General features: G+C 43.1%; 23 protein-coding genes and 1 pseudogene. 12 read left to right on the forward strand and 12 right to left on the reverse strand.

Translation table 11 applies throughout. The features are described 5' to 3' along the window. Positions 1-461, forward strand: a pseudogene (locus tag I6E26_RS06330) (hypothetical protein); the annotation flags it as partial. Positions 462-606: 145 nt separating this feature from the next. On the opposite strand, the gene I6E26_RS06335 reads toward I6E26_RS06330, so the two are convergent. From I6E26_RS06335 to rpmH, 10 genes are all read right to left on the reverse strand, one after another. Next, on the reverse strand, positions 607-1,614 hold the full coding sequence (locus I6E26_RS06335; RefSeq protein ID WP_235321010.1) for a Fic family protein: 1,008 nt from the start codon (positions 1,612-1,614) through the stop codon (positions 607-609). A 55-nt stretch (positions 1,615-1,669) separates the two neighbouring features. Continuing rightward, positions 1,670-2,260 carry a hypothetical protein gene (locus I6E26_RS06340; protein ID WP_235321011.1) on the reverse strand — a complete coding sequence of 197 codons (591 nt, stop codon included), beginning with the start codon at positions 2,258-2,260 and terminating at the stop codon, positions 1,670-1,672. A 46-nt stretch (positions 2,261-2,306) separates the two neighbouring features. After that, positions 2,307-3,023 (reverse strand): 16S rRNA (guanine(527)-N(7))-methyltransferase RsmG, encoded by a 717-nt coding sequence (gene rsmG, locus I6E26_RS06345; RefSeq protein ID WP_235321012.1) that lies wholly within the window; start codon positions 3,021-3,023, stop codon positions 2,307-2,309. Beyond that, complete coding sequence (mnmG, locus tag I6E26_RS06350) at positions 3,023-4,903, reverse strand: tRNA uridine-5-carboxymethylaminomethyl(34) synthesis enzyme MnmG (RefSeq protein WP_328228029.1); 1,881 nt, start codon at positions 4,901-4,903, stop codon at positions 3,023-3,025. Before mnmG ends, rsmG begins: the two co-directional genes overlap by 1 nt. 42 nt (positions 4,904-4,945) lie before the next feature. Beyond that, positions 4,946-6,361 carry a tRNA uridine-5-carboxymethylaminomethyl(34) synthesis GTPase MnmE gene (gene mnmE / locus I6E26_RS06355; RefSeq protein WP_235321014.1) on the reverse strand — a complete coding sequence of 472 codons (1,416 nt, stop codon included), beginning with the start codon at positions 6,359-6,361 and terminating at the stop codon, positions 4,946-4,948. 129 nt (positions 6,362-6,490) lie between these two features. After that, positions 6,491-7,183: an RNA-binding cell elongation regulator Jag/EloR gene (gene jag, locus I6E26_RS06360; protein ID WP_235321015.1), complete on the reverse strand. Its 693-nt coding sequence runs from the start codon at positions 7,181-7,183 to the stop codon at positions 6,491-6,493. 15 nt (positions 7,184-7,198) lie between these two features. After that, the gene (locus I6E26_RS06365; protein WP_235321055.1) at positions 7,199-7,885 is read right to left on the reverse strand and encodes a YidC/Oxa1 family membrane protein insertase; all 687 of its coding nucleotides are present in this window, start codon (positions 7,883-7,885) and stop codon (positions 7,199-7,201) included. 68 nt (positions 7,886-7,953) lie between these two features. Further along, positions 7,954-8,163: a membrane protein insertion efficiency factor YidD gene (gene yidD, locus I6E26_RS06370; protein WP_235321016.1), complete on the reverse strand. Its 210-nt coding sequence runs from the start codon at positions 8,161-8,163 to the stop codon at positions 7,954-7,956. A 6-nt stretch (positions 8,164-8,169) separates the two neighbouring features. Further along, positions 8,170-8,517, reverse strand: a complete 348-nt coding sequence (rnpA, locus tag I6E26_RS06375; RefSeq protein WP_235321017.1) for a ribonuclease P protein component — start codon at positions 8,515-8,517, stop codon at positions 8,170-8,172. A 115-nt stretch (positions 8,518-8,632) separates the two neighbouring features. Further along, positions 8,633-8,767, reverse strand: coding sequence for a 50S ribosomal protein L34 (gene rpmH / locus I6E26_RS06380; RefSeq protein WP_235321018.1), 135 nt, complete (start codon positions 8,765-8,767; stop codon positions 8,633-8,635). A 413-nt stretch (positions 8,768-9,180) separates the two neighbouring features. Here rpmH and dnaA point away from each other — a divergent pair, with 413 nt between their 5' ends. From dnaA to htpX, 8 genes are all read left to right on the forward strand, one after another. Beyond that, positions 9,181-10,626 (forward strand): chromosomal replication initiator protein DnaA, encoded by a 1,446-nt coding sequence (gene dnaA / locus I6E26_RS06385; protein ID WP_235321019.1) that lies wholly within the window; start codon positions 9,181-9,183, stop codon positions 10,624-10,626. Between the two features lie 265 nt (positions 10,627-10,891). Beyond that, positions 10,892-11,998 carry a DNA polymerase III subunit beta gene (dnaN, locus tag I6E26_RS06390; protein WP_235321020.1) on the forward strand — a complete coding sequence of 369 codons (1,107 nt, stop codon included), beginning with the start codon at positions 10,892-10,894 and terminating at the stop codon, positions 11,996-11,998. Positions 11,999-12,016: 18 nt separating this feature from the next. After that, positions 12,017-12,244, forward strand: a complete 228-nt coding sequence (locus tag I6E26_RS06395; RefSeq protein ID WP_235321021.1) for an RNA-binding S4 domain-containing protein — start codon at positions 12,017-12,019, stop codon at positions 12,242-12,244. A gap of 3 nt (positions 12,245-12,247) precedes the next feature. Continuing rightward, complete coding sequence (recF, locus tag I6E26_RS06400; protein ID WP_235321022.1) at positions 12,248-13,363, forward strand: DNA replication/repair protein RecF; 1,116 nt, start codon at positions 12,248-12,250, stop codon at positions 13,361-13,363. Between the two features lie 4 nt (positions 13,364-13,367). Beyond that, the gene (locus I6E26_RS06405) at positions 13,368-14,297 is read left to right on the forward strand and encodes a DUF721 domain-containing protein (RefSeq protein WP_235321023.1); all 930 of its coding nucleotides are present in this window, start codon (positions 13,368-13,370) and stop codon (positions 14,295-14,297) included. Then, positions 14,294-14,575, forward strand: a complete 282-nt coding sequence (gene remB / locus I6E26_RS06410; protein ID WP_235321024.1) for an extracellular matrix regulator RemB — start codon at positions 14,294-14,296, stop codon at positions 14,573-14,575. The genes I6E26_RS06405 and remB overlap by 4 nt, the downstream gene beginning before the upstream one ends. Before the next feature lie 9 nt (positions 14,576-14,584). After that, positions 14,585-16,642: a DNA topoisomerase (ATP-hydrolyzing) subunit B gene (gene gyrB / locus I6E26_RS06415; protein WP_419179912.1), complete on the forward strand. Its 2,058-nt coding sequence runs from the start codon at positions 14,585-14,587 to the stop codon at positions 16,640-16,642. Between the two features lie 118 nt (positions 16,643-16,760). Further along, complete coding sequence (gene htpX / locus I6E26_RS06420) at positions 16,761-17,627, forward strand: zinc metalloprotease HtpX (RefSeq protein ID WP_235321025.1); 867 nt, start codon at positions 16,761-16,763, stop codon at positions 17,625-17,627. A gap of 64 nt (positions 17,628-17,691) precedes the next feature. On the opposite strand, the gene I6E26_RS06425 is transcribed toward htpX, so the two are convergent. Continuing rightward, positions 17,692-18,282, reverse strand: coding sequence for a guanylate kinase (locus I6E26_RS06425; RefSeq protein WP_235321026.1), 591 nt, complete (start codon positions 18,280-18,282; stop codon positions 17,692-17,694). A gap of 433 nt (positions 18,283-18,715) precedes the next feature. Between I6E26_RS06425 and I6E26_RS06430 the strand changes: the two genes are divergently transcribed. From I6E26_RS06430 to I6E26_RS06440, 3 genes are read left to right on the forward strand one after another with little or no spacing between them, the layout of a single operon-like run. Further along, entirely contained in the window at positions 18,716-19,621 is a 906-nt protein-coding gene (locus I6E26_RS06430) for a Ppx/GppA phosphatase family protein (RefSeq protein WP_235321027.1), read from the forward strand. Between the two features lie 25 nt (positions 19,622-19,646). Continuing rightward, a complete protein-coding gene (locus I6E26_RS06435; protein WP_235321028.1) occupies positions 19,647-20,132 on the forward strand; it encodes a flavodoxin family protein in 486 nt (161 codons plus the stop codon). 4 nt (positions 20,133-20,136) lie between these two features. Next, entirely contained in the window at positions 20,137-20,679 is a 543-nt protein-coding gene (locus I6E26_RS06440) for a methylated-DNA--[protein]-cysteine S-methyltransferase (protein WP_235321029.1), read from the forward strand. Here I6E26_RS06440 and I6E26_RS06445 read toward each other — a convergent pair. Beyond that, entirely contained in the window at positions 20,648-20,812 is a 165-nt protein-coding gene (locus I6E26_RS06445; protein ID WP_235321030.1) for a hypothetical protein, read from the reverse strand. The genes I6E26_RS06440 and I6E26_RS06445 overlap by 32 nt on opposite strands. Between the last annotated feature and the right edge of the window lie 89 nt (positions 20,813-20,901).

A 20,901-nucleotide genomic window follows, 5' to 3' on the forward strand; every position in this document is an offset into this window, starting at 1 on the left:
TGCCTGAGCCTATATCTGGAAAACGTGGACGGCCTAAAAAATATGGAGACAAGCTTTCTCTTGATTCCATCAATGATTTTCATGGTGAGGGAAAAGAAGAAGCATTTTTTTATCCGCTGAAATTGTATAAACTTAGTTGGCCTATTGAAACCAATTACTATGAGCATAAAACATTCTGGTCTATCGATAAATATATGGTGCGCAAACATATCAGGATTGAACGTCTCTTAAACATGATAAATATTGCTCATAGTATGACAAAAATACTGCCGTATATAGATAATATGTTTTATGAATATAGGCATATGAGTGCACAGGAATTTAGACATAAGTTAAATGAGCTGATAAACAAGGAAATATTTTTTGGCAGTTTGGCTGATTATGCCCAAACTGCCAAAAATTCCGATATCATCATGGAGTTCTTGGCAGCTATGGGCCGGAATCAGGGTTATGCAGCATAAAAGTTGTAAAGTGCTGTCTCTTTAACAATTCCACATAAAAACTCAAAATCCTGCCTGATCGCAATTATTATTCCACTAATGCAAAAGGCATGGCAATTTTTCAATTACCATGCCCCAATAGCACATACATATTTTGCTTAAAAAATTATGATTTTTTACGATATTTTTGGTTTTTGCTATTCGGTTTATCTGGAATGGTACGTTCAATCAAATTCTGCTCCAAGGCAGGGTTAAGATAGTTCTTACGGAATGTAGGTCTGTGAGAAAGCCCTAATCTTGCCATTATTTCTGCAGCCGAAAGGGTATCCTCACCAATGACACTTATAATTCTATCTATCTGGTTTTTATCTTGGTCGGTGACTTGGTCGCTATCTTGATCGGTGCTGCGACCAACAACTGCAACCTCATTTAAGCTATCCCGAATGATTTCCATCATAAGCTCCACAAAACCGGAACTGTCTGCCTTTCTATCTGCAATCCCCAGAGCATCGTAATATTCCTTCTGCCGAGATTGGATTAATTCTTCAATAGGGAGCCAAAAGAACATTTCCTTCCATTTGCCTAAAAGCAGACTATGCCACATCCGTCCCATGCGGCCGTTACCATCCGCAAATGGGTGGATAAACTCAAACTCATAGTGGAAAACAGCACTTTTAACAAGAGGATGAATCTTAGATGCCTTATACCATGCAAAAAGATTATGAATATGTTCTGGCACAAATTCCGCCGGAGGAGCCATGTGAACCAAGGTCTTACCAGCAAAAATACCTACTCCCCTAGAGCGGAATCTGCCGTTTTCTGGCACCAATCCCTGCATCATCAGCTTATGAGCTTTGAGCAAGTCCTTAACTGATAATGGATTCAAACGGAGCATTAACTCGTATGCCTCATATGCATTCTGTACTTCTTTAATTTCGTTAGGATTACCTAGAACCCGCTTGCCCTCCAAAATAGCCGTTACCTGCTCCAATGATAAGGAATTATGTTCAATGGCTAGAGAGGAGTGAATCGTGCGAATACGATTACCACGTCGCAAATGAGGACTTATAGTTCCTTCCTGCAAAACAGTAATCCTGCCTACCTGTTCACTGATTTCGGCAATCAGATATGTAATTTTATCCGTCATATGAAACGGAGGTGTGTAATTGCTCATCAAGCTATCTCCATCTAAAAATTTCCATTCCCTCTGAAAAAGTAAAATTTAATTTTTATATGGAAATTCTGAACCAGTCCTCCATTATATTCCCCCCGGGGCCGTTGACAAGGCCACCGGTTTTACTTTTCATTTTCTTCAAGACAGCCCGATAGATGCCATCCTCCACACTTTCTGGCACCAATGACTCCCAATTTTGTGGATCATAGCTTCTCTGGTTCACATTATTGTCTGGACGGCCTGTTACCTCCAGCTCGCAGAGGAACTGTACCTGCTCCTTATCTGGCCGCAAGTAATAATGCTCCAAATAATATTTAGCAGGATAGCTATACTTTGTATCTGCCCCATCCGCTATAGGCTCCAAACGAATCCATACATCAACGATATACTCATCACGGCTATTAGGACAAAGAATCCATTTGGCACTTTTTTTATCCATATAGTAAACGAAGCTATCATCGGCCATGAGTTTAAAATATCTATCTGCTATCTGATTATTTTCCTCCTCTTGCTCATAAGCCGGCTGAGCATGGTTAAATTTGTCTGCCAACCTATTATAGGATGCTGTATTATTTCGCTCTCCAGCAGCGGCACTGCCTGCCACCATCAGCAAGCAAATCAGCATAATACTGAATACCTTTGACATAATCTCACTCCTCTTCTTTTTTACCATATCTGGTCTAAAAATACCTTTACAATGGATTCTTATCCGGTGTACCTGCCTTACGGGGATAGGCCTTAGGGGTGTTCTTCAACTTTTGGATATAAAGCACCGCTCTTTTATCTTCTAAAGATGGCAAATGAACAGGCACCGCCCGGCAATCCTTACCACCTAATAGCTTTACAGCCCGCTGTCCCTCCTGAGACTCCTGAGCATATTTCATTCCCTTGAGAGCTACAAAATAGCCACCAACCCTTACGAAAGGCATACAATATTCCGCCAATACCTGCAAACGAGCTACCGCCCTTGATACAGCCACATCAAATTTCTCTCGCAGAGCTTTATTTCTCGCCCCTTCCTCGGCTCGTGCATGAATACATTGTACCTCAGAAAGTTCTAAACTATCTACTACCTCCTGCAAGAATTTGATTCTTTTATTCAGGGAATCCAGCAAAGTCAGTTTCAAATCCGGCCGAAATATTTTCAAGGGAATACCGGGAAATCCTGCCCCTGTCCCTACATCAATAACAGAGGCTCCCTCGGGGAAAACCTTTTCATCCAAACAGCTAAGGGAATCTATCATGTGCTTGATAGCTACTTCCTTAGGCTCTGTAATAGCCGTCAGATTAATTTTTTCATTCCATTCCAGCAGCAGCTCATAGTAAAGAGTAAACTGCTCCACCATTCTTTCTGTAAGACAAAGGCCATAGGCCTCTGCTGCCTCCTGAAGATAATCCCGAAACTCCATCAGCTCTCCCCCTTCTGTCGTCTTTGCTGCTCCAAATAAATCATTAACACAGATATATCTGCTGGAGATACGCCGGAAATACGGCCTGCCTGTCCCAAGGAAATTGGCCGGATATCCTTTAGCTTTTCTCTGGCCTCATCCCTTAGATTAGGCACATTATCATAATCCAACTCCTCCGGTATGGACTTACTTTCCAGCTTTTCCATTCTAGCAACCTGCTCTAACTGCTTCTGGATATAGCCATCATAGGTAATGGTTATTTCTACCTGCTTTTTCACCTCATCTGCCAAAATAGGCAAGGCGAAAACCGGCTGAATGGCATCGTAGCTTACATCAGGCCGCCGCAGCAAATCATACAGGCTCTGACTGTTCTTAATTTCTGCAATGCCTGCCTCAGATAGCTTGGCCAGCATATCCTGACTAGGATTAATAATAGTATTTTTCAAAAGCTCCAAGGCCTCATCAATAGCCTGCTTCTTAGCCTGAAATCTTTCCCATCTATCATCCTGTACCAAACCCAGCTGACGGCCGATAGGTGTCAATCTCATATCTGCATTATCCTGCCGCAGCAGCAGACGATACTCCGCCCGGGAGGTCATAATTCTATAAGGCTCACTGGTGCCCTTGGTAACCAAATCATCAATTAATACCCCAATATAAGCCTGAGAACGTTTCAACACCAATGGCTTTTTTCCCTGCAGCTTCATAGCAGCATTAATGCCGGCAATCAAGCCCTGAGCCGCAGCTTCCTCATAGCCTGAGGTACCATTGGACTGGCCAGCAGAGAAAAATCCCTGAATATTTTTAAATTCCAAGGTAGGCTTTAGCTGTAAAGGATCAATGCAATCGTACTCTATAGCATAACCAGGCCGCATCATTTTGGCCTGCTCCAACCCTGGAATAGTGTGCAGGAAGTCTATCTGCACATCCATAGGCAGACTGGTGGACATACCCTGAACATAAACCTCATTGGTATGCAATCCCTCTGGCTCCAAAAACAGCTGATGCCGCTCTTTATCTGGGAATCTTACCAGCTTGGTTTCAATGGAAGGACAGTATCTAGGCCCTACGCCCTTAATAAGACCATTAGCCATAGGAGCTCTATCTATATTATCCATAATAATCTTATGAGTAGCAGCATTGGTATAGGTAAGATAGCATGGCACCTGCTCTCTTGTTTCAGTGTCACTCATAAAGGAGAAATTTCGTGCCTCCTCATCCCCTGGCTGAATCTGCATTTTGCTATAATCAAGGGAGCGGCTATCTACTCTGGCTGGTGTACCGGTTTTAAAACGCATCAGCTTTATGCCAGCCTGTAGCAGGGATTCCGAAAATTTCTCTGCGGAACGCTGGCCATTTGGCCCTCCCACATGGGTATGCTGGCCAATAATAATAGAACCCTTAAGATAGGTGCCCGTAGCCATTATAGCCGCCCGGCAGGTGTAGTACTCATCATTTTCGGTACGGACAGCCTTCACACAACCATCCTCCACAATCAGCTCATCAATCAGCAGCTGCTTGACATCAAGATTATCCTGATTCTCGCAAACTTCTTTCATGCGGAACTGATAATGCTTTTTGTCTGCCTGAGCTCTTAGAGCATGAACTGCCGGCCCCTTGCCTGTATTCAGCATTCTAAACTGGATACAGGTTTCATCTGCATTAATACCCATCTGACCACCAAGAGCATCCAGCTCCCTAACCAAATGTCCCTTGCCTGGGCCTCCTACAGAAGGATTGCAGGGCATCATAGCAATATTGTCCATGCTTAGAGTAGCCAGCATGGTATTACAGCCCAATCTGGCTGCTGCCAGAGCAGCCTCCACCCCGGCATGACCGGCACCAATAACTATTACATCATAGCTGCCAGCAATAAATATATCATCTTTCATTACAATATCTCCAGTATTTCTACAGCCAATTTATTTACCTATGCAAAAACGGCTGAAAATCTCGTCAATAATATCCTCATCTAAAGTTTCCCCTGTAATCTCCCCCAGCTTTTCCCAGGCAGACCGCAGATCTATTACTACAAAATCCTCACTCATGCCACTCATAAGAGTCATGTGGGTTTGATCCAGCAGTACCATAGCCTGCCTCAGAATATCTGCCTGTCTGGCATCATTTACCATTACAGATTCACGGCAGTTGATTTTGCCAGCAAAAACCAGATTTTTTATGGCCTCCTCCAGCTCCTTCAAGCCTTGGCCCTGCTTGGCAGAAAGATTAATAACTTGGTAGACATCTTCAACCTCTTTTTTAGCTGCCTCCTGGCGGATTTCCTCTGCTGTAAGAATATTTTCCTCCAGCGACCTATCTACCTTGTTATTAATAATAATAATCTTACCGCTGCACTGGCTCAGGAGATGCCATATCGGATCATCGGCTTCCGTCAAAGGCTGGCTGCCATCTATTACCGCCAATACCAGCTCCGCCTCACGAGCATAGCTGTATGCCTTTTCCACCCCGATTTTTTCCACCAGATTATCCGTATCCCGAATACCGGCTGTATCAGCCAGCTTCAAGGGAATACCCCCAATATTCATATATTCTTCAATACTGTCCCTGGTAGTACCTGGCACATCCGTAACAATAGCCCGCTCCTGTCCCAGCATGAGATTCAATAGGCTGGATTTGCCTGCGTTTGGCCTGCCAATAATAGCTGTTTGCAAACCATCCCGCAGAATCTGGCCTGTTTCAGCGGAAGCCAACAAATCCTCTACAGCTCCATGAAGCTGCTCCACCTTCATTTCTGCCTCCTCCAGAGCTACATCCTCAATATCATCCTCTGGAAAATCTATGGATGCCTCCAAATGAGCAATTACCCCTAAAATCTCCTGCCGCATTTCTCCAATGCGCTCTGACAGCTTTCCTTGGAGATTATTAGCAGCAGCCTCTCTGGCCATAGTAGTTCTAGCCTGAATCATATCCATTACAGACTGAGCCTGTGTCAAATCCAGCCGTCCATTCAAGAAAGCCCGCTTGGTAAATTCCCCTGGCTCTGCTGGCTTGGCTCCTAGCCTATAGGTCATCGCCAAAAGCTCCTTCAAAACCACAGGTCCCCCATGACATTGCAGCTCCACTACATCCTCACAGGTATAGGAATGAGGCGCCTTCATAACAATACAAATAGCCTCATCCAGAAAATCTCCATTTTCCTTATATATATAGCCAAAAACTGCCCTTCTGGCCTCATAGTCTGATATTTTGCCTCCTGCTGCCGGCTTAAAGCATTCCTGAGCAATGTCCACAGCCTTTTCTCCGCTTAGGCGTACAATGCCGATGCCACCTTGTCCTACAGGAGTTGCTATGGCACTTATGGTATATTCCTGCTGCATACTATCTTCCTCACATACTATCTACTACACAAAAAAAGAGCCGCCTCAATCAGATTATACCATTACGCAACAATATCGCAATAGATAATTAGATTGCAGACAGCCCTTTCACAGCTATCAGCTATAGAATTAATCTTCTTCCTGCTCTACAGGGGCAAAGAAAAAATCCCTGTCCCGACGCTCGCGACGGCCTCCCCGCTTCAGCTCAATAACCACCTTGCGGTAAGGCTCCTCACCGGAGCTATAAGTAGAAATCCGATAGTTATTCTGCAGAGCCATGTGAATAATCTTCCGTTCATGACGGTTCATAGGCTCCAACACAATTCTCTCACCTGTGCGGCGTACCTTGTCAGCCAGGCGCATAGCCAGACGACGGAGGGTATCCTCACGGCGGCTTCTATAGTTTTCAATATCCAGAATAATACGAACCTTGTCCTCTACAAGGCCCTTATTGGCAGCCAGATTTGCCAGATACTGAAGGGAATCCAGAGTCTGACCATGCTTGCCTATGAGAATGCCAAGGTTTTCACCAATCAGGTTCATAACCACTCCATCCTTGGTATCCATAGGATCAATCCTTACCTCCAGCTTCATGGCCTCAAAAATGCTAGCTAGGAACTCCTCTGCCTTTTCAGCTGGAGTCAGCTCCCGCAGCCGGGCCAAAATTCTAGCTGGTTTATTGCCAATCAGTCCCAGAAAGCCCTTGGATGGCTCCTCCAGAACCTCAAATTCCACCATATTTTCTGCAACCTGAAGCTCCTCCAGGGCAGCTCTTTTGGCATCATCAATTGTTTTGCCAGTCTTTTCAATCTCTACAGCCATCAATCTTACCTCGCCTTATTTTTTTCCGTTATCAGCATTTTCTACATTGGCTGCCTGAGACTTTTCGCCTCTAAACATATACCACTGCTGAATAATCTGGCAAATATTCATGGTTACCCAGTAAACCACCAGACCAGAAGGGAAACTCAAGGAAATCCAACCGATGAACAATGGCATCATATAGCTCATCAGCTTCATCTGCTGGTTGTCACCGCCATTATTGGTCATGGTCTGCTTCTGCTGAATATAGGTAGTCAGGGCAGACAGAACAGGCAGTACATAGGTAGGATCTGTTTCAGACAAGCTGGTCAACCACAGGAAATTAGGATCTCCTGTATAGTTATATCCATAGAGAGTATAATATACTCCCATGAGAATAGGCATCTGAATCAGTAATGGCAGACAGCCGGCCAGAGGATTTACTCCGGATTCCTTATACAATTCTGCCATCTTCTGCTGCAAAAGCTGAGGATTATTTTTATAATCCTTCTGAAGCTTCTTCAATGCAGGCTGCAGCTCCTGCATTGCCTTCATAGAACGAACCTGCTTAGCGGTTAATGGATAAAGCAATACCTTAACCAAAATAGTCATTAAAATAATGGCAATACCATAGTTGGCAATGCCCGCCATAGCTGTAATGTCATAAAACCCTTCGAAAATGAAGCGGAAAACACTAGTCAATGGCTCAAAGAGGTTCATCATAAATTCCAAAACAACACGTCCTTCGTTGGTGACAACAGACCTATTGCCTGCTGTTCAGTGTTTCTACACTACGGCACAGGATCATACCCGCCCTCATGGAAGGGATGACAACGCATAATACGCTTGAAGGCCAACCAGCCCCCCCTGCCTGCTCCGTACTTTTTAATAGCTTCCACCGCATACTCCGAGCAGGTGGGAATATAACGGCAGCATGGTGGTTTCAAGGGCGAAATATACCTGCGATATACCTCTATCAGGAAAAGCAACACTCTTTTCAACTGAAATCATCCCTTCAATACCTTCGCTTTTCTACCTAAATTGAGAAAAGCCTTTTCGATAACATCGTACTTTTCGGTGGTAGCTGCCTTGCGGCCAACCAGCAACAGAGTATAACCCTCTTTAATCTTAAACTGGTTTAGCCTGTAGCATTCACGCATAAGACGTTTGACTCTGTTACGCGTAACTGCATTGCCAAGCTTTTTGCCTGCGGCAAAGCCTACCCTGTCCTCCAGCCCGCTTGCTGTAAAGACATACATTACCAGATACCTGTTAGCATAAGATTTTCCGAAGCGGTGAATCTTCTGAAAATCGCTTTTGCGGCGCAGAATACGACCCTTCGGCAAATTGTACATGACAAAAACTCCATTTCAGCAATCCCTCAGGCAGCCATTAGATAAATTTACCAACAGCTGCCCTAGAGAAGAAACTTTCACAATAATAAAAATAGGTCACCGAGGTGACCTAATATTATGCTGAAATCTTCTTTCTGCCTCTCGCGCGGCGACGAGCCAATACCTGACGGCCACCCTTAGTCTTCATGCGCTCACGGAAACCATGAGTCTTCTTCTTCCAATGATTGTTAGGCTGAAAAGTCTGCTTCAAAGTAGTGCACCTCCTTATATATTTACGGGCAAATCACCCGGTCAAACCCAATTCAAACATTATACATTGAATCTAAACTACCAAAAATTATAGACTAAGCCACCCCCTGTGTCAAGGATTTTTCCCTTACCATTGTGGATAAATCTAAAATACCGTAGGATAAATTTTGCAGCTTTCCTTATTTTTACACATTTTTCTGTTGATAACTCCTCGTGTTTTTGATAGAATATTATAGGTCTTTTATGAGACTTATTCACAACCTGTGAATATAATTCATGACAAATATAATAATGAAAGAAAGGTGCAATTTTTACTGGCTCCTTTCTTCTTTTTCCCATTTATCCACAAATTTATTCACAGTTGTGGATAAATTTATTTATCAGTGGATAATTTTTTTGTGAGGTCGTTAACATATGGTAGAAAAACAGCTGGAAGAATTTTGGCAGGCTGCTTTGGTGGAGGTAGCCATCAATCTTGCTCCCGGAGCAATTGACAGATGGCTAAAGCCCCTGACGCCTGTGTCCTTTGAAAATAATACTTTGACTCTTAGCACGGACAATTCGGTGATTGTCAAATTTTTTGAGGATAAATACAAGGATTTTACCCTTGATGCCTGCCGTGAAGCCTGCCATAAGCTGGATTTTATGCAGAATCTTGAGGGGGATATTAACATTCAGATTGAATATCATCCCGTAGAGACGCCACCTCCTCCAACTCATGTCCACCATGACGAGGTACATGAGGACAGTCCCCAGGGACATTTGGATTTTGATACTCCACAGCCAGAATTTACTGGCCGCTCGGAAACCTTTTCCAAGGTGGCTCCTGGAGATGCATCATCCCTGAATCCAAAATATGTTTTTGACAATTTTGTTACTGGTAATTTTAACCGTATTGCCCATGCGGCAGCTCTGGCTGTAGCCAAGGAGCCAGGCAAAACCTACAATCCACTTTTTATGTATGGTGGCGTTGGCTTGGGCAAAACTCATTTGATGCATGCCATTGGCCATGAGGTTCTCAAAAACGATCCTACCAAAAGAGTTCTTTATATTACCTGTGAAAAATTCACCAATGAGCTGATTAATGCCATTCGTGATAACTCCACTGAAGCTTTCCGTCAGAAATATCGCCACATTGATTTACTTATGGTAGATGATGTACAGTTTTTGACTAAAAAAATTCAGACACAGGAAGAATTCTTCCACACATTCAATGCCCTTTATCAATCCAACAAGGCCATTGTCCTGTCCTCAGATCGTCCACCTCATGAGATTCAAACCTTGGAGGAACGTCTCAAATCCCGTTTCGCCAGCGGACTTTTGGCAGATATTCAGGCGCCAGATTTGGAAACCCGTATCGCTATTCTAAAGAAAAAGGCTATGCTGGAGCATCTGGATGTACCTCAGGAGGCTTTGATTTATATTGCCGGCCGCATTGATAACAATATTCGAGAGCTGGAGGGAGCCCTGACCAGAGTTGTTGCCTATGCTTCCTTAAACGGCAGCCGGATTACTACTGAACTGGTGGCAGAATCTCTAAAAAATATTTTCCCTGATAATACTACCAAGGAAATCACCTTGGAAATAATCAGAGAAGTAGTTGTTACCCACTTCAAGATTAGCATTGAAGATTTGAATTCCGGTAAGCGCAATAAGAGTCTGGCCCTGCCACGACAGATTGCCATGTATCTCTGCCGAGAGCTGACAGATACTTCCCTGCCTCAGATTGGCGAATTCTTTGGGGGCCGGGATCATACCACTGTCCTCCATGCCTATAAAAAAATAGCCAAGGACAGAACCTCCAATATTCAATTAGATAAAACCGTTCAGGAGCTTATTAAGAGCATCGAAAAGATGTAAGTTTCACTATCTACACAACCATGTGGATAACAGGTGATTTTTCCTGTATACGGATTGTGTATAAAATTAGGGGAAGGATTATCCTGTGCATAATGTGGATAACCTTCCCTCTTTTAATAAAATTCATTAACAGCTTATACACAAGAACCTTGTGATAACTATCAGTTTTAGCATAGCTTATCCACTTTTCCACAGCCCCTACTAATACGGCTACTAAAACTTAAAAAAAATAAACGAGTAATAATAACTAAAGGATGTGCATATCATGAAATTTAAATGTAAAAAAACCGATATAGTCCAGGCTTTATCCATTGTAATGAAGGCAGTATCTCCAAAGCCTCAAACTCCAATCCTCTCTGGTATCTACATTAAGGCAGAAAACAATCAGATTGTTCTTCAAGCTACAGATTATCAGCTGGGCATTATTTGCAATATCCCTGCAGAAGTGAATATTGCAGGAAGTGCAGTTCTTGCTGGACGGTATGCTCAGGAGATTATTCGTCGTCTGCCTGGTGAGGAAGTTGACATTGAATACAGCGCTGAGGAAAAGATGATTTACATCAAATCCAATCGTTCCCGTTTCTCCATTCTTAGTATGGAAGCAGAGGATTATCCTACTGTAACTAAATTTGAGGGACAGCACAATTTCCAGATTTCTGATGTTACCCTGAGGGATTTGATTGTTTATACCAGCTTTGCCTGCTCTGCTGATGAAGCTCGTCCTGTATTTACTGGCTGTCTCATGGATTTGCAGGAGGAAAAGGTAACTATGGTAGCTACCAATACCCATCGTATGGCTATCAAATCTGACAGACTGGAGGATTTCCACGGCAATCAGAGAATGATTATTCCTGGCAAGCTGCTAAATGAGCTTTCCAAGGTATTGCAGTCCGATATGCCAAGAACTGTCAACATTAGCTGCAGCAATACCCAGATTTCCTTTGAGGTGGATAATGTTTATATTTCCTCTCGTCTTATTGATGGCAAATATCCTGATTATGCCAGAGCTGTGCCTTTGGATTTCAAGACTAATATAACCATGCAGACTGAGGAAATCAGAGGTATTATTGATCGCGTAGCTCTTATTTCCCGTACTAATGACTACAATGTAGTTACCTTGGAATTTTCCAATGGCATGGTAAAGATTTCCTCTATGAATCCAGAAATTGGTAATGGTGAGGAATATGGTACAGCTGTAATTGATGGTGAGGACATTAGAATTGCCTTTAATGCAGATTATCTAAATGATGCCTTGAAGCTTATAAAGGAGCAGGAATTTACCCTGTCCATGAATGGTCCTCTTAGCTCTGCAGCTATTAGAACCGCCAGTGATCCATATTTCACCTATATTGTTACCCCTGTAAGAAGCTAAAGGCTAAGGAGAAAGTTTATGGAAAAGATTACAATTCATACAGAAAATATTCAGTTGGATCAGCTGTTAAAATGGGCCGGTATTGTGGAATCCGGCGGTCAGGTGAAGCTGATGTTGGAAGACGAAATCATCAAGGTAAATGGCAATATTGAAACAGCTCGCCGCCGTCGTCTCCATGAGGGGGATATTGTAGAAATAGAAGGTATAGGCTCCTGGCAGGTAGCTGTAGAGCAGAGCGAGGCATAAATTATGAGGGTGAACAGCCTGAAGCTGGTGAACTATCGAAACTATCAGGAACTGGAGCTGGCTTTTCAGCCAGCTCTTAACATCTTTATAGGTTGTAACGCCCAAGGCAAGACTAATATTCTGGAGGCTGTGTATTATGCAGCCTGCGGCAGTTCTTTTCGTGGCAATAGTGATGGGGAGCTGATTAAATGGAATGCTGACGGTGGCAGTATTTCCCTTGGATTCAGCCGGCTGGAGGTAGCAAATCAGCTGGATTTTGCCTTTCGTCGGGACAAGCGCCGGACTATTGTTTATAATGGACAGAAAATTCCTTTGCGGGAGCTTATAGGAGCCTTTAATGTGGTGCTTTTTGCCCCAGATGATTTACTTTTAATAAAGGGAGCTCCCGCTGGGCGACGAAAATTCCTGGATATGGAGATTTCTCAAGCTAGTCCTGCCTATTATCGTGAGCTTATTACCTATAACAGATTGTTGCAGCAGCGCAATTCTCTTTTAAAGGAAATTCGTGAGGGAAAAAGCAAGGCTGGTATGCTGGAATTTTGGAATCCCCAGCTGGCAGCCAGTGCTGCCAAAATAACCGCCAAACGATTGGAAGCAGTGCAAAAATTCAATATGCTGGCTAATTTGATGCAGCGTCGGATTTCTGGCAATGAGGAAAATCTCAGCCTTAGCTATCAGATTAAGGGCATGGAAAATGGCCAGCTAGCGGAAAATATGGAAATATGGTATAATGAAATGCTACATGGTTTAAATAACGAGGAAATTTATCGAGGAGTTACCTGTGTAGGTCCCCATAGAGATGATATTATTGTTTCCGTTAATGGCATAAATCTGAAAAGCTTTGGCTCTCAGGGACAACAGCGTACTGCTGTATTATCCATGAAGCTTTCAGAGCTGGAGTTTATTCGTTCCGAAACGGGAGAGTATCCGGTTCTTCTGCTGGATGATGTGATGAGTGAGCTGGATGCTGGCAGGCGGCAGCAGCTTTTGAACTTTATTGAGCGGGAAGGAATCCAGACTTTGATAACGGCTACAGACGAAGCATATTTTCAGCAGGCCCCTCTCAAAACCTATTTCCAGGTGGAGGCAGGCCAGGTCAAGGTAGTAAATAAGGTGTGATAGAATGGCTGAATCCAATTCCCGCAGTAATGGCCTGTTGGAACGGGTAGGAAATATCTTTCCTGAAATGCTGAAAAGCATGAAGTTGGGCAATGAATTTAAGCGGCGCATGGTTATTTATAATTGGCAGGAGATTGTAGGCAGGGATATTGCTGCCCATGCCAAGCCAGTAAAGCTGGAATTTAAGAGGCTGTTTATTCGTACTACTCATCCTGCCTGGGCGGAGCAGTTGAAATATATGGAGTACCAGCTTAAGGCCAAAATAAATAAATATGCTGGTGAGAAGCTTGTACAGGAGCTGGTTTTTACCAATTTACAGCCACCACAGGTTCAGGCTGTTGCTCATGTAGAGTCTAAAAAGCCGGATGTGGGCAGGGAGCTGCAAAAAATCAGGCTATCTCAGCAGGAGCTGGCGGAGCTGCACAGAGATTGCAGTCATGTAGCAAACAAGGATCTAGCTGCCAGCTTTGAAAAGCTGGGGCAGAACTTCCTTCGTTTGAGAAAATATCGCCAGCAAATCGGCTGGCAGCTGTGCCAGCAGGAAAATTGCCAATCTCAGTGTCCACCGGGAGAAAAATATTGTCAAAGCTGTCAGAGAAAGCTGCGTCAGGCCAGAGAACTGCGGTTGCAGAAGCTGCTTTATGATATGCCCTGGTGTAAATATGGTGATATTATTCAGGAAGAAAACTGTACGGAGCAGGAATTTAAGGCTATCCGCAGCAATCTTATTCAGCGGTTGGCAGCCAGAGTAAGCTATGGTGATACCACCAGTGTGGATGCTATTACCTTGGTTATGCTTTATCGCTCCATTCCACCGGAACAGCTAAATGAGCAGGTTATTCAAAAGACCTTGTATGCCCTGCGCTATGATTTGCGCTATGTGCCAGGTATGACAGGGAAGAAGGATAAGCAGCCAAAGGAGAAGGAAAAGTGATACCTGTATTTATTGGCGGCAATATGTCCATAGACAGCAATACTCTTGTGGGGATTGTTGACTATAGCTATTTTGCTCAGGGAGAAAATAAAGTACTTCTGGAAAAGCTGGCTCAGGAAAAAAGATTGGTAAATCTGGCAGCAGAAAGCAGTCCAAGAGCCTTGGTAATTACTACAGATAAGGCCTATATTTCGGCCATTGCCCCTTTAACTTTAAAAAAACGTACAGATCGTATGGGTAAGGGAATATATGAATTTTATAGTGTGGAGGAAAGCTAGAATATGTCCATGGAAAATACAGAAAATTTAGATGTAAAGCCAGAGGAAAACAAGGAGCAGGTAGCCTTGGATTTTGGCAATATGGCACCTGATGAAATTCAGGAGTTGAAGGAGGAGCCAGATACTACCGGCGTAAGAATTAATCTGGAAGATGTGGGCAACGAGGTATCTGCTGTAGATGGTGAATACGGTGCCGATCAGATTCAGGTTCTGGAGGGACTGGAGGCTGTCCGCAAGCGTCCTGGTATGTACATTGGCAGCACTTCAGAGCGTGGCCTCCACCATTTGGTATATGAGGTAGTAGACAACTCTATTGATGAGGCTTTGGCAGGCTATTGTACTGATGTTAATGTTACCATTCATCAGGATAACAGCATTACCGTTACTGATAATGGCCGTGGTATTCCTGTAGATATTCATGAAACTGGCAAGCCAGCTGTAGAGGTAGTATTAACTGTGCTTCATGCCGGCGGTAAATTTGGCGGTGATGGCTACAAGGTTTCTGGTGGTCTGCATGGTGTAGGTGTCTCTGTTGTAAATGCCCTTAGTGAATATATGGATGTAAAGGTAAAGCGTGACGGCAAGATTCATGCCATTTCCTTTAAACGGGGCGTAACCACTTCTCCTATGAAGATTATTGGTGATACAGAGGAAACTGGTACTAGTGTACACTTCCTGCCTGATAAGGAAATTTTTACTGTTACTGAATATAGCTTTGATACCTTGAAGCATCGTCTCCGGGAGCTGGCTTTTCTGAACAAGGAGATTACTATCCATCTTCATGATGAGCGCAGCGGCAAAAATGAAACTTTCCATTACGATGGAGGTATTCGTTCTTTTGTCCAGCATCTCAACAAGAAGAAGGAAGTTCTGAATCCAGAGCCTATTTATTTTAATGGCACCAAGGATGATATTGTGGTGGAGATTGCCCTTCAGTACAATGACAGCTATCAGGAAAATATTTATAGCTTTGTTAATAATATTAACACTGAGGAGGGCGGTACTCATCTGGCAGGTTTTAAGATTGCCCTGACCAGAGCTGGGAACGATTATGCCCGCAAGAATAATATTATCAAGAATAATCAGGGAAATCTCAGTGGTGAGGATATTCGTGAGGGCTTGACCTGTGTTATCAGCTTGAAGATTCGTGAGCCTCAGTTTGAGGGCCAGACCAAAACCAAGCTGGGTAACTCTGAGGTGCGAGGCATTGTAGATTCCATTGTTTCTGAGGGCCTTAATGAGTATTTTGAGGAACATCCTGACATTACCAAGAAGATTCTGGACAAGGCTGTTATGGCTTCCAGAGCCAGAGAGGCTGCCCGCAAGGCTAGAGAGCTGACTCGCCGTAAGAATGCCTTGGAGGTAAGCAGCCTGCCAGGTAAGCTGGCAGATTGCTCGGTTAAGGATCCAGAGCATTGCGAGATTTTCATCGTAGAGGGTGATTCCGCAGGTGGTTCTGCTAAGCAGGGCCGGGATCGTCGTTTCCAGGCTATTTTGCCAATCCGAGGCAAGATTCTCAATGTAGAAAAGGCTCGGCTGGATAAAATCTATGCCAACGCAGAAATCCGTACTATGATTACTGCTTTCGGCAGCGGTATCAGTGATGAATTTGATTTATCCAAGCTGCGTTACAACAAGATTGTTATTATGACAGATGCGGATGTGGATGGTGCTCATATTAGAACCCTGCTTCTGACCTTCTTCTATCGCTATATGAAGCCATTGGTAGAGCATGGCCATGTTTATATTGCTCAGCCACCTCTCTATCAGATTCGCAAAGGCAAGAAGCATTGGTACACCTATAGCGATGATGAGCTAAGCAGCAAGCTGGATGAGGTAGGCAGAGATGGTGCTACTATTCAGCGCTACAAAGGTCTTGGTGAGATGAATCCAGAGCAGCTGTGGGATACTACTATGAACCCAGAGGGCAGAACTATGCTGCAGGTAAGCATGGAGGATGCTGAAGCTGCTGATGAGCTCTTTACCATCCTTATGGGTGACAAGGTAGAGCCACGCCGTCAGTTTATTGAGGAGCATGCCAAGCTGGTTCGCAATCTGGATATTTAAGTTTTAACATATTGCTGTTTTGTTTTAGAAAACTTTGATTTTTAGACTTTTTTCAGAAATCAATGGTATATTTAAAGCATGGGTAGTTAGAAGTTGAAATTTAAGGAGAAATGATATTATGAACACGCTAAAGACTACTGTTCTCATGGCTTTGCTTATGGGTATTATGATAGCCGTAGGCGGAGCTTTCGGAGGCCGCGGGGGAGCTATGCTGATGCTGATTATATCCCTGGGCTTCAATTTTGTAACCTACTGGTTTAGTGACAGCATTGTGCTGAAGATGTATGATGCCAGAGAGGTAGATGGAAATAGTGCACCGGAGCTGTATGGCTTGGTAGAAAGACTGGCAGCCAATGCAGAGCTGCCTATGCCAAGGGTATATATTGTTAACAGTGGTGCCCCTAATGCTTTTGCAACAGGACGTAATCCATCCCATGCAGCTGTGGCTGTTACCACTGGTTTGATGAATACCCTGGATTATGAGGAAATCGGCGGTGTACTGGCTCATGAGCTTTCTCATGTAAAGCATCGGGATACTCTTATTTCCTGTGTGGCTGCTGCTATGGCAGGTGTTATTTCTACCATTGCTAATATTGCTCAGTGGGCGGCTATCTTTGGTGTAGGTCGTTCTGATGATGATGATAATGGCGGCTTCCTGGGCATGATTGTGACCATTGTTATTGCCCCTATTGCTGCGGCCTTGATTCAGATGGCTATATCCCGTTCCAGAGAATATGATGCAGATAAGGCTGGCGGCCAAATCTGTGGTAATCCAAATGCCTTGGCTAATGCCTTGGAAAAGATAGAGTATTATTCCCTGCACGGTCCAACCTTGGCAAATAGTACCACTTCTACGGCTCATATGTGCATTATCAATCCTTTGGCTGGCAGCAAGCAGACTTTTATAAATCTGTTTAGCACTCATCCACCAACACAGGAGAGAATTGCCAGACTGCGGCAGCAGGCCCTGGCTATGGGAAAATAAAATAAAATAAAATAAAATAAAATAAAAAACTGGAAGCGACGGCTTCCAGTTTTTTGATGGATTTTTACTTTTTAGATATATAGTTTAGCTTCTGAATGGTTTCTGCGGTAGCATTCACTGACAGTCCCATAATCGCCATAAGTTGATTAAAGGCAGTATCGATATCAGTGGTGTTCTTGATAATATAATCTGCGGATTTCCAGAAATTAAATTCGTTGTTGGATTCTGCATATTCAAGATGGTATTTCATATCTGTATTGTTAAGACCTAGACGCAGCATTCTATCCACAAGACTGACATAATCTGTCATAAGGTACACAGTTTTGAGATTTGCAGTCATGAGTTTAGCCAGCTGCTTGACACCATTTTGATCAAGAAGGGTTACACTGACTCGGTTGCTCTTGATGGAATCCAGCATATCCTGTTTTTTTATGCCGTAATAATCTCCCTTATAAGCTACCTTGACCATCCAATCCCCTTGGGCAAAGGCAGATTTACTAACAAAGTTAACCAGCCGCTTGTCTTTTTTTAGGCGCATAGCATCACTGGTGCTATAAACGGGAATATAATGAACACCTAAGTCCATGAGTTTGGAAATCAAAGTATTTTTGCCGGAAGCATATGGTCCTACCAATGCAAATATTTGGTTTGCCATAGGAATCACCTGCCTTACATAAATTTACGTTGCAAAGTATATATTTTATTTTAACACAGATTGAGGTAAATTTGAACAGAAAAAATTTGAAATACAAAAGGAGCGACAACCGATCGTCGCTCCTTTTGCATCAACCTCATCTGCCACCTGTACAAAACTCAGGAGAGTATGTACAACGCGTTGTCCCCACAACGCTTCACCCAAAATTATGTTATCATATTTTTTACATTTGTGCAAGTTGTTTTTGTATATAAATATAGATAATTTTTTGTCATTTTTGTGACAATTACAAATAGTGCAATTGGTTACAGCAGATATAGCAGATAAAATAGGTATATATATATATAATTTTAAATTTTTTTGTGCAGGTAAAAGGATATTTTTACTTTATAGCGAATATAAAAAAGCATAATAATTTTTGGAGGGATTTGTCATGATTCACGGCATTATTGATATAGGCTCTAATACAATTCGCATGGCCATATATGATATTAAGGGACAGCAAATAGATTTTTTGATGAAGAAAAAACATATGGTAGGTCTGGCCGCATATCTGGAAAATAATGTCATGAGTCAGGCAGGCATTGACAAGGTATGTGAGGTACTTTTTGAATTCAAGGCTTTTTTGGAGATTTTTCATATTACCAATGTTGATGCCTTTACTACAGCTGCTTTGCGCAATTGCAAAAACAGCCAGGAGGCAGTGGCAGAGATTATCCGCCGTACAGGAATACATGTGGAGGTTATTTCTGGGGATATGGAGGCCCAATATGATTTTGTAGGAGCTGTTCACAGTATTAAGGAGCAGGATGGAGTGTTGGCAGATATTGGGGGGGCTAGTACAGAGCTGGTAGCCTTTCAAAATGGTCAGATTGTAGATAAAATAAGCCTGCCTATGGGTTCCTTGGATTTTCGTACCAAGTATTGCAGCTCTGTATTGCCTAATGAATTTGAGGTTAGGCTTATGGAGAAACAGGCTAAGAAAATTCTGGCAGGGGCGGAGGCTTTTGCTTCTATTAGGTGTAGAATGTTGCTGGGCATTGGGGGTACCTTTAAGGGGACTTGCGCTCTTTATAATGGCATTTATAATTGTGAAAGAAAAAATTTGGTTATGGAAGCAGGGGCTTTAGAGAAAATGATACAGCATTTTTCTCAGTTGGAGGAGATTGGCTATGAGGATGCTGTGTTGCTGATGAAGCAGGTACCTGATAGAATTAATACTATAGTGCCAGGCATGGTTATTGCCAAGGTTTTGACAGAGCATTTTCAGTGTCAGCAGATTACCTACAGTGATTCCGGGGTAAGAGAGGGATTTATTTATACTCATTTGGTTAAATGAAGGTATAGAATTTAGGAGGAAGAATATGAAAGCGGCAATTATTTACGATTCAAGAACTAATACTACAGAAAAAGCAGCTGGCTTTATTGCTGAGGGCTTGAAGAAGACAGGAGATATTGAGGTAAAGTGCTTTAATATTGACAATGTGGATTTTGATTATGTAGCAGGTGTGGATATGGCTATATTTGGTTCTCCAACCTATATGGCTTCTGTAACTGGCAAAATGAAAAATTGGCTGGAGCTTAATGTAAGAAAATTGGGATTGGCAGGCAAGTTGGGGGGAGCTTTTGCCACAGAGCAGTATATTCACGGTGGAGCAGAGAATGCCATTAAGGAAATGCTGGTATTTATGATGGTTATGGGGATGCTGGTTTATTCTGGAGGGAATTCTTATGGCAAGCCGGTGATTCATTTGGGGCCTGTGGGGATGAGCCAGAATATTGAGGACTTTAGGGAGTTGTTTGTAACTTACGGAGAACGCATGGGGAAGCAGTTGCTGCGAAAGGGATAAATTTATGGTTTATACCAGCATTTATAAATCAATCTTGGGAAATATTACATTGGCTTCAGATGAAATTGGCATTACAGGTTTGTGGTTTGAGGGGCAGAAATATTTTGCTCACTCTCTGCCTAGCAAGATAATTAGTGGTGACAATGCAAGTATATCTAAGGCAAAAAAATGGCTGGATATTTATTTTGCTGGACAGCAACCGGATTTTATGCCTCCGCTTCATATGATGGGAACACCCTTTAGACAAAAGGTGTGGCAGATTTTGTTGGACATTCCATATGGTAAAACAATAACATATGGGGAAATTGCAAGAATATTGGCCAAGGAGCAAGGTGATTGCCCTATGTCTGCACAGGCTGTGGGAAATGCTGTTGGCCATAATGAGATTTCGATTGTAATACCTTGTCATAGAGTAGTGGGAGCGAAGGGAAATTTGGTAGGGTATGCAGGTGGGATTGAGAGAAAGATTGCTTTGCTGAAGCTGGAGCAGGTAGATATGAGCAAGTTGTATATGCCTAAGTTTTCGAAATACAGCCTGCGGTCATAACGACTTTTGCTCTGTCCGACTTAATGGCCCTATCTGATAGTTTATCCTGACGCACCAGTACCGCTTGTCGCTGAGCCAATTCACAGAGACCGTAACGATAGAGAGTGACACCGGGGCCACTTTTGCTACGCAAAAGCAGGAGTCTCCCGACGCAAAAGTGTCATGCCCCTCCGGCTGTTGCCGAATTATCAAGGCTTATCGATACTATCAATCCCAATAATT

Origin of the sequence: Anaerovibrio lipolyticus (genome assembly GCF_021531495.1) — a bacterium.
Lineage (GTDB): Bacteria > Bacillota > Negativicutes > Selenomonadales > Selenomonadaceae > Anaerovibrio.